The sequence below is a fragment of the Mesorhizobium sp. M7A.F.Ca.MR.362.00.0.0 genome (assembly GCF_004023175.1).
GTDB lineage: Bacteria > Pseudomonadota > Alphaproteobacteria > Rhizobiales > Rhizobiaceae > Mesorhizobium.
In genome coordinates this window covers 1-11598 of the sequence record NZ_RZTF01000149.1, presented here as the reverse complement: position 1 = coordinate 11598, position 11598 = coordinate 1, and the positions used below count along the sequence as shown (strand labels likewise).

12 protein-coding genes, 1 tRNA gene and 1 riboswitch are annotated in these 11598 nt (G+C 63.1%); of the genes, 10 read left to right on the top strand and 3 right to left on the bottom strand.

From position 1 onward, the window contains the following. The first annotated feature begins 50 nt into the window (after positions 1 to 50). The 3 genes from EOC06_RS18800 to EOC06_RS18790 all read left to right on the top strand — a co-directional run bounded on the left by EOC06_RS18800 (position 51) and on the right by EOC06_RS18790 (position 3856). Positions 51 to 1337, top strand: a complete 1287-nt coding sequence (locus EOC06_RS18800; protein WP_127810084.1) for a lipoprotein-releasing ABC transporter permease subunit — start codon at positions 51 to 53, stop codon at positions 1335 to 1337. Beyond that, entirely contained in the window at positions 1334 to 2017 is a 684-nt protein-coding gene (locus EOC06_RS18795) for an ABC transporter ATP-binding protein (protein WP_206631207.1), read from the top strand. The genes EOC06_RS18800 and EOC06_RS18795 overlap by 4 nt, the downstream gene beginning before the upstream one ends. Positions 2018 to 2716: 699 nt before the next feature. Then, the gene (locus EOC06_RS18790) at positions 2717 to 3856 is read left to right on the top strand and encodes a site-2 protease family protein (RefSeq protein WP_245469766.1); all 1140 of its coding nucleotides are present in this window, start codon (positions 2717 to 2719) and stop codon (positions 3854 to 3856) included. 21 nt (positions 3857 to 3877) lie between these two features. Here the strand turns inward: EOC06_RS18790 and lipB are convergent, their stop codons facing one another. Continuing rightward, a complete protein-coding gene (lipB, locus tag EOC06_RS18785) occupies positions 3878 to 4621 on the bottom strand; it encodes a lipoyl(octanoyl) transferase LipB (RefSeq protein WP_128308481.1) in 744 nt (247 codons plus the stop codon). A gap of 235 nt (positions 4622 to 4856) precedes the next feature. Between lipB and EOC06_RS18780 the strand changes: the two genes are divergently transcribed. The 3 genes from EOC06_RS18780 (at position 4857) to EOC06_RS18770 (ending at position 7094) form a co-directional block, all read left to right on the top strand. After that, positions 4857 to 4941, top strand: a tRNA-Leu gene (locus EOC06_RS18780). A gap of 190 nt (positions 4942 to 5131) precedes the next feature. After that, positions 5132 to 6550 (top strand): magnesium transporter, encoded by a 1419-nt coding sequence (gene mgtE / locus EOC06_RS18775; protein ID WP_127382185.1) that lies wholly within the window; start codon positions 5132 to 5134, stop codon positions 6548 to 6550. A gap of 157 nt (positions 6551 to 6707) precedes the next feature. Continuing rightward, entirely contained in the window at positions 6708 to 7094 is a 387-nt protein-coding gene (locus EOC06_RS18770) for a MerR family DNA-binding transcriptional regulator (protein WP_023685221.1), read from the top strand. Between the two features lie 190 nt (positions 7095 to 7284). On the opposite strand, the gene EOC06_RS18765 is transcribed toward EOC06_RS18770, so the two are convergent. Both EOC06_RS18765 and EOC06_RS18760 read right to left on the bottom strand, forming a co-directional pair. Further along, a complete protein-coding gene (locus EOC06_RS18765) occupies positions 7285 to 7761 on the bottom strand; it encodes an isoprenylcysteine carboxylmethyltransferase family protein (RefSeq protein ID WP_127267999.1) in 477 nt (158 codons plus the stop codon). Continuing rightward, positions 7758 to 8756, bottom strand: coding sequence for a heparan-alpha-glucosaminide N-acetyltransferase (locus EOC06_RS18760; protein ID WP_128308480.1), 999 nt, complete (start codon positions 8754 to 8756; stop codon positions 7758 to 7760). The genes EOC06_RS18765 and EOC06_RS18760 overlap by 4 nt, the downstream gene beginning before the upstream one ends. 222 nt (positions 8757 to 8978) lie before the next feature. On the opposite strand from EOC06_RS18760, the gene EOC06_RS18755 reads away from it, so the two are divergent. From EOC06_RS18755 to EOC06_RS18740, 4 genes are all read left to right on the top strand, one after another. Next, positions 8979 to 10178: an MFS transporter gene (locus EOC06_RS18755; protein ID WP_127331458.1), complete on the top strand. Its 1200-nt coding sequence runs from the start codon at positions 8979 to 8981 to the stop codon at positions 10176 to 10178. 65 nt (positions 10179 to 10243) lie between these two features. Beyond that, a riboswitch (cobalamin riboswitch) is annotated at positions 10244 to 10440 on the top strand. Positions 10441 to 10475: 35 nt separating this feature from the next. Further along, positions 10476 to 10655 (top strand): CbtB domain-containing protein, encoded by a 180-nt coding sequence (locus tag EOC06_RS18750; RefSeq protein WP_127267996.1) that lies wholly within the window; start codon positions 10476 to 10478, stop codon positions 10653 to 10655. Positions 10656 to 10670: 15 nt separating this feature from the next. Beyond that, on the top strand, positions 10671 to 11462 hold the full coding sequence (locus EOC06_RS18745) for a CbtA family protein (protein WP_128308479.1): 792 nt from the start codon (positions 10671 to 10673) through the stop codon (positions 11460 to 11462). Continuing rightward, a partial coding sequence (locus EOC06_RS18740; RefSeq protein WP_206631208.1) for a bifunctional adenosylcobinamide kinase/adenosylcobinamide-phosphate guanylyltransferase occupies positions 11455 to 11598 on the top strand: 144 nt, incomplete at its 3' end. The genes EOC06_RS18745 and EOC06_RS18740, both read left to right, overlap by 8 nt.

Here is an 11598-nt window from a genome sequence, read left to right as displayed (position 1 = left end):
CGCGAGACGCTGCCGATCGCAGACGTGAAGAAGCGCTTCGGTGTCGCCGCATGAACGAGGCGGTGGCGGCAAGACCGGTCGGCGCCGGACCCTTTTCCATCTTCGAGCGCATGGTCGCCTGGCGCTATCTGCGCTCGCGGCGCAAGGAGACGGTGATCTCGGTGATCGCCTCGATCTCGTTCCTCGGCATCATGCTGGGCGTCGCCACGCTGATCGTGGTCATGGCGGTGATGAACGGTTTCAGGGCGGAGCTTTTGACGCGCATCCTCGGCGTCAACGGCCACCTGATCGTGCAGCCGCTCGATTCGCCGCTGGAGGACTACGCGCAGGTCGCCAGCCGCATCAACGGTGTGTCAGGCGTCAAATACGCCATCCCGCTGATTGATGGCCAGGTGCTTGCGCAAGGCAATGTCGGCGGCGGAACCGGAGCGCTGGTGCGCGGCATACGCGGCGAGGATCTGAGCAAGATCGCCATCGTTGCCAGCAACATCAAGCAGGGCTCGATCGCCGATTTCGACTCTGGCGACGGCGTTGCCATCGGCAAGCGCATGGCGGAGAATCTCGGCCTGACGCTTGGCGATACCATCACCTTGATTTCGCCCGACGGCGACGTGACGCCGATCGGCACCACGCCGCGCATGAAGGGTTACAAGATCGCGGCGATCTTCGAAGTCGGCATGTCCGAATATGACACCTCCATCGTCTACATGCCGTTTTCCGAAGCGCAGCTCTATTTCAACATGGATGGGCGGGCGCAGACGATCGAGATCTATGTCGACAATCCAGACGATGTCGATGCGCTGAAACCGAAGGTGGAGGCGGCGGCGCAGCGGCCGATCGACATGGTCGATTGGCGCCAGCGCAACGAGACCTTCTTCTCCGCCCTGCAGGTCGAGCGCAACGTCATGTTCATGATCCTGACGCTGATCGTGCTGGTGGCGGCGCTGAACATCATCTCCGGCCTGATCATGCTGGTGAAGGACAAGGGGCATGACATCGCCATCCTGCGCACCATGGGGGCGTCGCGCGGCGCTATCCTGCGCATCTTCCTGATGACGGGTGCGGCGATCGGCGTTACCGGCACGCTCGCCGGCGTGCTGCTCGGCGTGCTGATCTGCACCAACATCGAATCGATCCGCCAGTTCTTCTCGTGGATGACCGGCAAGGTGCTGTTCAATCCGGAACTCTATTTCCTCAGCCAGCTGCCGGCGAAGATGGATCCGCGCGAGACGACCTATGTCGTCCTGATGGCGCTCGGTCTGTCGTTCCTGGCAACGGTGTTTCCGGCATGGCGGGCCGCCCGGCTCGATCCGGTCGAAGCCTTGAGGTACGAATGATGGCCGAGGCCATTATCGAGTTGAAGAGCGTCGAGCGGCACTATGTCCAGGGGCCGCGCAAGCTCACCATTCTCAATGGCGCGGACTTCTCGCTGAAGCGCGGCGAGATGGTGGCGCTGGTGGCGCCGTCGGGCACCGGCAAGTCGACGTTGCTGCATACCGCGGGGCTGCTGGAACGCCCTGACGCCGGCGACGTCATCCTGGCCGGCCGTGCCTGCGGGCGGCTGTCCGACGACGAGCGCACGGCGATCCGCCGCAACGATGTCGGCTTCGTCTATCAGTTCCATCACCTGCTGCCGGAATTCTCGGCGCTGGAAAACATCATGATGCCGCAGCTCATCAAAGGGCTGAGCCGCAAGGACGCGGCAGAGCGCGCGGCACTGCTGCTCGACTACATGCAGATCGGCAAGCGCGCGTCGCACCGGCCGTCCGAACTCTCCGGCGGCGAACAGCAGCGCGTCGCCATCGCGCGTGCGGTCGCCAATGCGCCGCTGGTGCTGCTGGCCGACGAGCCGACCGGCAATCTCGACCCGGTCACCGCGTCTTATGTGTTCGAGGCGCTGGCGGCGCTGGTCAAGCAATCGGGCCTCGCGGCGCTGATTGCCACCCACAATCACGAATTGGCATCGCGCATGGACCGGCGTGTCACGCTGGCCGACGGCAAAGTGGTGCCGCTTTAGTCTCTGATGTCGTCATCCTAGGGCGAAGCTCCGCGGAGCGGAGCGTAGACCCTAGGATCCATGCCGTTACTTTCGAGACAAATGCAGGGGTCGAGGATATACGACCTCTATCAGAGCGATAATTCTGCACCGTAGCATCGCCCCTGGGTCACGGCATGGATCCTAGGGTCTGCGCGCGTCGCTCCGCTCCTTGCTCCGCCCTAGGATGACGATGCGATGGCTAATCGCAAAGGCTTCGGTCAGCCCACGTAGCACCGTCGCTCGCCCCTCAACCCTTTCTTAACCCTGCCGATTTGATCGCCCGGAAATTCCGGGCGCGGCGGATCGTGCCCGTTGACTTTGAAACAAAATTAGAACAAAATGCGAACATATCAACAACAGGAGAGAGTTATGACCGATCTGGTTCAGGATGTCATCTCACTGGTTTGCATGAGCACCTTCCTTGTTTCCATGGCGATCTGGATCGGAGCCATGTGATTTGGCGGCGTTCGCCGCCGCTGTTCCTATGCGGTGGAAGGCCGTTCCGCCGTTAAGCTTTTCTTGCCGCCGTAACGTTAGGGTACCTCGGCAAGACAGGGAGCAACGTCCAAGTGTCGCCCATAGTCACAGCCATTCTGGTGGCCAGCAATCTCGGGCTGATCTTTCTGTTGATGACCGTGCCGCTTGGTTTGCGCACGGTCCGTCTGACCCGTCTGGTGGATGGACCGCCAGCGCCTCTGGCAGGCGCTGTGGCCGCTCGGCAGCGATGCCGGCTGGTCCGGTGAGATCCTTTCCGCCGAGGCGCCGGACGGCGAGGGCGTGGCCCGCATCACGCTGTCGTGGGAAGGTCGCGACGGCAAGCCGATCGAACGCAGGTCGCGGTTTGATGACGTCGTCGAAGGTATCAGCTTCTCGATGCGTGTCATCGAGGACACGGCGCTCGACGCTTCGTTCTGGAAGGACTTTTCCGAAACCGTTGAACTCGTTTCCGAAGGCACCAGCACGCGGGTGACGCTCAGCCAGACGGATCGCTATCGCGGCGTCGCCTTCCTGGTGTTCCGCTATTTCGCCCTGCGCCGCGAACTCTCCAAGCTGCAGCGCTGGGCGCGGACCGGGCAGTATCGCAAGGGCGGTTGGTTCGAGCATCCGCTCAGCCAGGTTGGCTTTGCCGGGCTTTCGGCGCTGATCCTGTGGCCATTCTTCGGCCTTCACTTCGGCGGTCTGGCACTGGCCGCGATCCTCACATCGGTGGTCGCCCTGCATGAGCTTGGCCATATGGCGGCGTTCCGGCTTATGGGCCACAACCGGGCACGGATGATCTTCATTCCGCTGCTCGGCGGCATCGCCATTGGCGGGCGGCCCTATGACAGCCGTTTCGAGGTGGCTTTCGTGGCGCTGATGGGCGCCGGCTTCTCCGCGTTCCTGGTGCCGGTTGTGATCGCTGCCAGCACCTTTGCCGGCGCGGAAGGCCACCGGCTGGCGGCGGCCCTGCTGGCGACCCTGGCGGGCTTCGCCGCACTGTTCAACATCGCCAATCTGGTGCCGGTGTGGAAGTTCGACGGCGGTCAGGTGCTGCGCCAGATCTGTCCGGGACCGGTCGCACTGGCGCTGGCTTCCTTCTTCCTGCTCTCGGCTTTCCTGGCTGTCGGTTGGCAGGCCGGCTTTTCCTCCAATTTCCTGCTCGCGACGGGAGCGGTGTTTTCGATCCTCAGCCTGCTGACGATGAGCAGCGGGGTCAAGCCGCGTTACGAGCTGAAGCCGATCCGCACCATCGACCGCCTCGCCATGGCCGCGGCGTTGCTGGCGGTGTTCGCCATCCATGGCTATGGCGTGTTGTGGGCCTCCGCCCAACTGATTTGAGCCGTACCGGATCCGGAAGGATCAGCCCGCCTTGCGCTCGGCTTCGACAGGCAAGACCGTGGCGGGACCGAACACATCCTCGAAGGCGGATTTCAACGCGAGATCAAGGTCGGCCATTCCCAGGGGAAGGCCTAGGTCGACGAGGCTGGTGACGCCGTGGTCCTGCACGCCGCAAGGCACGATGCCGCTGAAATGGTCGAGATCGGGCTCGACATTGATGGCGATGCCATGAAAACTCACCCAGCGCCGCAGCCGGATGCCTATGGCCGCGATCTTGTCCTCGGCCGGCGAGCCGTCCGGCAGGGCAGGGCGATCCGGCCGCACGACCCAGACGCCGACCCGGTCCTCGCGGCGTTCGCCCTGCACGTTGAAGGCGGCGAGCGTGCCGATGATCCACTGTTCGAGCGCCGCGACGAAGGCGCGGACGTCCTCACGCCGCCGCTTCAGATCAAGCATGACATAGGCGACCCGCTGGCCCGGCCCATGATAGGTGTATTCGCCGCCGCGGCCGGCCGCAAATACCGGGAAGCGGCTGGCGTCGATCAGATCCTCGCCGCGAGCGCTGGTGCCGGCCGTGTAGAGCGGCGGGTGTTCGACCAGCCAGACCATTTCGCCGGCAGCGCCGCTGCGGATCGCCTCGGCGCGCGCCTCCATGAAGGCAAGTGCTTCGGGATAGGCGGTAAGGCCGGGCTCGATCAGCCATTCGACCGGTGCTGAACCGGGGAGCGGCAGGAACGACGTGGCGATCTGGCTGCGTTCGGGCATGGCGTATCGTCTTTTCGCTTATGCATGTCGCGTCCCAAAACCGCCTCGCACCTTTGGGTGACATCAACTTGCCTTCCATATGGCGATATCAGGCGCAAACGTCCAGTTCCGGCGCTGCGTTCGGACCCTGTGGAGCATTATGCCAATCGCCTGACATTATTGCTTGCCGTGCACTTGTTTCGCCGGAAACGATTTGCTACACGCCGCGAGCCGGTCGGTTCCGGCTCTACCACGTGCGGTCGTGGCGGAATTGGTAGACGCGCAGCGTTGAGGTCGCTGTGGGGCAACCCGTGGAAGTTCGAGTCTTCTCGACCGCACCATTTTCCTTCCCAGATCCCGATTGTGCAAGCTCCGCCCGCTGCGGGCCGGGCGCATTTCGTTTGATATTCCCGCGCTTTACGCCACTTTCTTTTTGAGCGTCGGATTCTCCCAAAACCGGTTTCCCCTTTGGGTCCGATGCTCTAGACCTGATTTGCACCTTTTCCGGGATTCTTGTGGCGGGAGGCGCTGGTGGAAGGCGAGCACGAACGGACGATTGGCGCCAGGGCCGCCGAGGAGCACCACGCCGACATCTATGGCGAGGACGGCGCCGTGCTTTCGTCCTTCCTGGCGCGGATTGGCGCGGCGATCGCCGACCGCGACACGCTGACCCTCAAGCATGAAGTCGACGACCTGCACCAGTCGGAACTCGGCGACCTGCTCGAGGCGCTGCATCCCGAACAGCGCCACGCGCTGGTCGAGCTCCTGGGCGCCGATTTCGACTTCTCCTCGCTGACCGAGGTCGACGAGGCGATCCGTATGGAGATCGTCGACAGTCTGCCCAATGCGCAGATCGCGCAGGCGGTACAGGAGCTCGATTCCGACGACGCCGTCTACATTCTCGAAGACCTCGAGAAGGAGGATCAGGACGAGATCCTGTCGCAGCTGCCGTTCACCGAGCGGATCAGGCTGCGCCGCTCGCTCGACTATCCCGAAGAGACGGCCGGCCGCCGCATGCAGACCGAGTTCGTCGCGGTGCCGCCGTTCTGGACGATCGGCCAGACCATCGACTACATGCGCGACGACCAGAATCTGCCCGAGCGCTTCAGCCAGATCTTCGTCATCGATCCGAGCTTCAAGCTGCTCGGCGCCATCGACCTCGACCAGATCCTGCGCACCAAGCGTTCGGTCAAGGTCGAGGAAGTGATGCACGAGACGCGGCACGCCATTCCGGCCACCATGGACCAGGAAGAGGCTGCACGGGAATTCGAGCAGTACGATCTTTTGTCGGCCGCAGTCGTCGACGAGAACGAACGGCTGGTTGGCGTTCTGACCATCGACGATGTTGTCGACGTCATACAGCAGGAGGCCGAAGAAGACTTGATGCGCATGGGCGGCGTCGGCGACGAGGAGCTTTCCGACAGCATCTTTTCGACCTCGCGCTCACGCGTTCCGTGGTTGCTGATCAACCTTCTGACCGCGTTCCTGGCGGCGTCGGTGATCAGCCTTTTCGACCGCACGATCGAACATATCGTCGCACTGGCGGTGCTGATGCCGATCGTCGCCGGCATGGGCGGCAATGCCGGCTCGCAAACCATGACCGTCACCGTGCGGGCGTTGGCGACCAGGGATCTCGACATCTACAATGCCGGCCGCATCATTCGCCGCGAGATGGGTGTCGGCTTCATCAACGGCATCGTCTTCGCCATCCTGATCGGCATCGTTGCGGCAGCCTGGTTCCGTGACCCCAATCTGGGCGGCATCATCGCGGCGGCGATGATCATCAACATGTTCGTGGCCGCCCTGGCCGGCATCCTGATCCCGCTGCTGCTCGATCGTTTCAAGGTCGATCCGGCGGTCGCTTCGGCAGTTTTTGTCACCACGGTTACCGACGTCGTCGGCTTCTTTGCATTTCTCGGCATTGCCACGTGGTGGTTCGGTGTGCCCTGAAGGCACGCCTTTTGGCTTAATTGACTTTTACGTAAATGCCGTGCGAGGCTTGCGCGGGGCGCCATGTCGATTCCGGCATGGCACGGGTTTTGGTTCGGGACATAAGGGTGACGCCGGCATGGCGATCGCCCCTTGGTTTCGGCGTGCGGGAGTGGCAATGCGAGAATATTATTCGATCACCGAGTTGACCCGCGAGTTCGACGTGTCGACGCGGACGCTTCGCTTTTACGAGGACGAAGGGCTGGTGCAGCCGGTGCGGCGTGGCCGCACGCGGCTGTTTCGCCCCTCCGACCGGCACCTCATCCGTCAGATCATGCGCGGCAAGAGGCTTGGCTTCTCGATCAACGAAATCCGCGAAATCATCCAGATGTACAAGGAGCCGCCCGGCGAAGTCGGCCAGCTCAACCTGATGATCAAGCGCATCGAGGAAAAGCGCGAGGATCTCCGGCAGAAGCGCCGCGATCTCGAGGAGACGCTGGCTGAACTCGACCAGGCCGAGGAATCTTGTGTGGAGCGGCTGGTTGAGCTTGGCGTGAATACCTGAGCGGACTGGATTCTGTCGCGCGTTAGCGTTCGGAATTAGCGGAGACGTCTATTCCTTCGTCATCCTAGGGTCTCCGCGACGGAGCTGCGCTCCTGCTTCGCCCTAGGATGACGAAGTTCGCAAGACTTAGGCTAATCGCCGAAGTGTGCACCTGTCAAACCTCTCCGCGATGGAAACCAGGGGCGCCAGCTCAGATCCAGCGGCGCACGCGTTTGGCGTAGTCGCGGTACTTCTTGCCGAATTTTGCCGCCAGCACCTTTTCCTCGCCTTCGATCGCCATTTTCTGCGTGGCATAGGCGGCGATGAATGCGAGCGGCAGGAACCACACGATGCCCGAGACAAAGGCGACGCCGATCAACAGCAGGGTGTTGGCCAGATACATCGGATTGCGGGTGATGCCGAAGGGACCCGTGGTGACCAGGTGATCGGGCACAGCGTTCGGGTTCAGCGTGGTCTTGGCGCGGACCATGGTGCGGATCGCGGTGACCCAGAGCGCGGCGACGGCAAACAGCGCCACCCAGCCGGTGGCGAAAAGAATATCGCCCAGGAGGTCACCGATCCAGGGCAGGGGATAGAGCAGGCCCAGCGCGATGCTGATGGCGATGGCGGCGGTGTAGATCAGCGGCGGCCACGGTATGAGCCCCGGCTTAGGCTGGTTCTCGGTCATTTGACCCCTTCCTCCATCAACTTGCTGTCGGTCTTGGCGGTACACATGCCGGCGAGATCGGACAGATGCGTCTTCCATTCCGCAGTCTGGTCGTTGTTGTAGAGCCGATCAAGCGTTGCCTCGCCCTCGAGCGTTTCGAGCATGCAGACACAGTAGCTCGTACAGAACTCGGTGTCGCGCGACTGCTCGCAGGACAGCTGGCAGGTTTTGAGGAAATTCACCTGCGGGGTTTCGACCTGTGCCGGCATGATCTGCGAGAACAGCCACATGCAGCCGATCAGCAATGGCTGGTGGATCAGGTAGAACGCCAGGCTGTGCCGGCCGATAAAGACCAGCGGGTTGGCCCAGCGACCGGGCGCTAATTCGGCAAGCCGGGCAAGTACGCCTGAACCGGCGGCGAGTTTCGTCACCGCGATGCCCGCAAGCACGGCGCCGAACCATGGAAACAACGGAACGTAGTCGTTGGAGCGTGGATTGTTCGCCGACAGGCCTACCCACCACAGCCATGGGTGATCGAACGCCTCGAGGCGCAGATAGACAGGCGCCGCGATGACGAGCCCGGCGACGACCAGCGTCAACAAAGCCGGCAGGCGCAGGAAGGCGAGGCCGAGCAGGCTGGCCAGCGCGATCTCGTGCAAGATGCCGAAGAAGATGAATCCATCCGGCGTGGCGATACGGGTGACGACCGATATCGCGATCGCGGCTCCCGCGACCATGGCGAACCGCTTCCAGAAGCCGTTCCAGCGGATTTGTCGGCCATGGGCGAGGTACAGACTGACGCCGACCAGGAACAGGAAGGTCGAGGCGATGCAGCGCGCGTACATCTTCCACCAGCCGAAGGCGGTCAGGCCGGGATCGGTGTAGCCGAAGAACTCCAGATCCCAGGTGAAATGGTAGCTCGCCATGGCGATCAGCGCGATGCCGCGCACGATGTCGATGGCGACGATGCGCTTTGGTCGATCCGGAACGGGTGCGGTCGGCGTTTGGATGCTCATGGTCTCGCATTCTGATTCAGCCCCGCTGGAGGACTATCACGGTTGCCCGGCACAAAAGAAGACCGGCAACTCTGCCGACAACCCGGATCAGCCGCGGCATTGGGCCAGTGCAGGGAAGCCTTTGGCCGGCTTCGCTTTTGCCGGATGCGCGTCGGTTTCCTCTTATTGGCGCTGGGATCGCCACGTCAGATTTGACCCGGTGAATCTGCTTCGGGGAAAGCAATGTCCACCCATGTGCGCCATCCGATCTGGCTGCCGGCTCTCAAGGCCGCGGACGCGCGCACCTTCGCGTCGCTCTATGCGGTCGAATCCTTCGCCCGCGCCACGGTGTCGAGCGTCATCCCGATCCAGGCCTACGAGATCCTGCACAACGAGCAGATCGTGTCGATGCTCTACACAGTGGTGGCGATGCTCGGGCTGTCGGTGACATTGTTCATGCCGATGCTGATCCGCCGTTTTGCCCGGCGCTGGGTCTACACGGCAGGCGCCTGCCTGCTGGCCGTCGGCTCGCTGTTCTTCGTCACCGACACGCTTGCCGGGCAACTGGCCGGCATGCTGTGCCGGGTGATGGGCGCCAGCGCGCTGTCGATCACGCTCAACCTCTACATCATGGACCACATCCGCAAGACCGACTTCATGCAGGCCGAATCGCTGCGCATGGCGTGGTCGATGCTGGCCTGGACCGGTGGGCCGACGCTCGGCATCTTCCTCTACACGCGCTTCGGCATCTATGCCGCGCATGGTACGGTCGCGGTGTTCGCGTTTGGCCTGCTGGCGCTGTTCTGGACCTACCGCCTCGGCGACAACCAGTCTATCCGTCCGGGCAAGACGCGCCCCGTCAATCCGCTCGCCAATATCGGCCGCTTCGTGGCGCAGCCCAGGCTCAGGCTGGCTTGGCTGATCGCCTTTGGGCGCTCCTGCTTCTGGACGACGTTCTTCGTCTATGGGCCGCTGTTCATGGTCATCACAGGTGAGGGCAAGCTGGCCGGCGGCCTGCTGGTTTCGGCCGGCAACGCGCTGTTGTTCATGGCGATTTTCTGGGGCAAGGCAGGAAAGCGCTTTGGTGGCCGCGGGACCATGACATTCGCCTATTTCGCCATGTCGGCCGCGCTTTTGGCGGCGGGCTTCGTCGGCGAAACCGTGCCGCTGCTTACCGGCGCCTTCCTGCTCTGCGGTGCCTTCTTCACCATTGCGCTCGACGCCCTCGGCTCGACCGCCTTCATGCGCTCGGTGCGCTCCTATGAAAGACCGCAGATGGCAGCGGTCTACCGCACCTATCTCGATTTTTCCGAGCTGACGCCGCCGCTGGTCTATTCGGTGGCGCTGGCCTTCTTCGGCCTGGGCTCGGTGTTCGTCACGCTCGGCCTGCTGGCGGCGGTCTGCGGCTTTGTGACGTGGCGCTATCTGCCGAAATCACTTTGACCTTCATGGCGCATTCGCAATGGTCACCGGCGGAATTTGGTTTGCCGGAAGCGAGGATTCTGCCTATAGTCACCGGTGTCGCCGGTTCCATTTTGGAGCCAAGAGGGAATGCGGTGAGGGCGAATTTCGCCCAATGCCGTGGCTGCCCCCGCAACTGTGTGCGGTAGTCCTCTCCATAAACCACTGAAGATTTTTCTTCGGGAAGGTGGGGAAGGACGCTGATCCGTGAGCCAGGAGACCTGCCGGCGACAGGAAACTGACTTCGATGCCCTCGGGTGGAGGGCGAAAGGACAAGACATGACTACCGCTTCCGTCTCCCTCGGCACCTCCGTCTCCTCGCAGTCGCGCTTCATGCAGCTCGCTCTTGCCGCGCTGCTCGGCGTTTTCGTGATGGGCTTTGTCGGCTTCTCGCATATCGATGCGGTCCACAATGCGGCTCACGACTATCGCCATTCGATGGCGTTTCCCTGCCACTGACGAGGGGCTGACATCATGAACCTGTTTCGCAACGTCGTGTTCATCGCGGCGATCGCAGGGCTCGTGGCCGGCGTCGTCCTCGCCTGCCTGCAAGCCTATGCCACCGTGCCGCTGATCCTGAAGGCGGAAGTCTACGAACAGGCGGGCGGCGGGCATCACCATGACCATGCCGCTCCGGCCGCAACGGATAGCAATGCCATGAGCACAACTGCACCGGCGGGAGATGCCATGAGCTCTGCTGCCCCGGCTGCGGAAGCCGCTCCGGCAGACGAAGGCTGGGCGCCGGCAGATGGTTTCGAGCGTTTCGCCTTCAGCGTGCTTGCCAACATCGTCACCGGCATCGGCTTCGCCTTGATCCTGGTCGCGGTCTCCGAATTCGCCGGCGGCATCGGTGGCTGGCGCCAGGGCGTGTTCTGGGGCCTGGCCGGCTTCGCCGTGTTCACGCTGGCGCCTGGCCTCGGCCTGCCGCCGGAACTGCCGGCCATGCCGGCCGCCGATCTCACCCAGCGCCAGATCTGGTGGTGGGCAACGGTGGCGGCGACCGCCGCCGGTCTCGGCCTGATCGCGTTCCGCAAGTCGCTGCCGCTGGCGATCCTTGCCGTCCTTTTGATCGTCGCGCCGCATATTGTCGGTGCGCCGCAGCCCGGCAGTTACGAGACGGCCATTCCGGAAGGGCTGCATCACCAGTTCGTGGTGGCGGTGACCGTGACCAATCTGGTGTTCTGGCTGGTGCTCGGCGCGGTCGTCGGTGTGGTGCGTGGCCGCTTCACCGGCACCGCGACCAGCCTGCGCGACAGCTTTGCCTGATCGCAAGACACTGACCTTCCTCATCGGCGGTGCGCGCTCCGGCAAGAGCGCGCACGCCGAAATTTTGGCGACCGCCTTGCCGCCGCCCTGGACCTATATCGCCACGGCGCAAGCCTATGATGACGAGATGCATGAA

Excerpts from the sequence above, each read along its gene's own strand:
- EOC06_RS18790 (WP_245469766.1), top strand. The coding sequence starts at position 2,717 with ATGGACCGCCAGCGCCTCTGGCAGGCGCTGTGGCCGCTCGGCAGCGAT.
- EOC06_RS18800 (WP_127810084.1), top strand. The coding sequence starts at position 51 with ATGAACGAGGCGGTGGCGGCAAGACCGGTCGGCGCCGGACCCTTTTCC.
- lipB (WP_128308481.1), bottom strand. The coding sequence starts at position 4,621 with ATGCCCGAACGCAGCCAGATCGCCACGTCGTTCCTGCCGCTCCCCGGT.
- EOC06_RS18755 (WP_127331458.1), top strand. The coding sequence starts at position 8,979 with ATGTCCACCCATGTGCGCCATCCGATCTGGCTGCCGGCTCTCAAGGCC.
- EOC06_RS18765 (WP_127267999.1), bottom strand. The coding sequence starts at position 7,761 with ATGACCGAGAACCAGCCTAAGCCGGGGCTCATACCGTGGCCGCCGCTG.
- EOC06_RS18795 (WP_206631207.1), top strand. The coding sequence starts at position 1,334 with ATGATGGCCGAGGCCATTATCGAGTTGAAGAGCGTCGAGCGGCACTAT.
- EOC06_RS18770 (WP_023685221.1), top strand. The coding sequence starts at position 6,708 with ATGCGAGAATATTATTCGATCACCGAGTTGACCCGCGAGTTCGACGTG.
- EOC06_RS18745 (WP_128308479.1), top strand. The coding sequence starts at position 10,671 with ATGAACCTGTTTCGCAACGTCGTGTTCATCGCGGCGATCGCAGGGCTC.
- EOC06_RS18760 (WP_128308480.1), bottom strand. The coding sequence starts at position 8,756 with ATGAGCATCCAAACGCCGACCGCACCCGTTCCGGATCGACCAAAGCGC.
- EOC06_RS18750 (WP_127267996.1), top strand. The coding sequence starts at position 10,476 with ATGACTACCGCTTCCGTCTCCCTCGGCACCTCCGTCTCCTCGCAGTCG.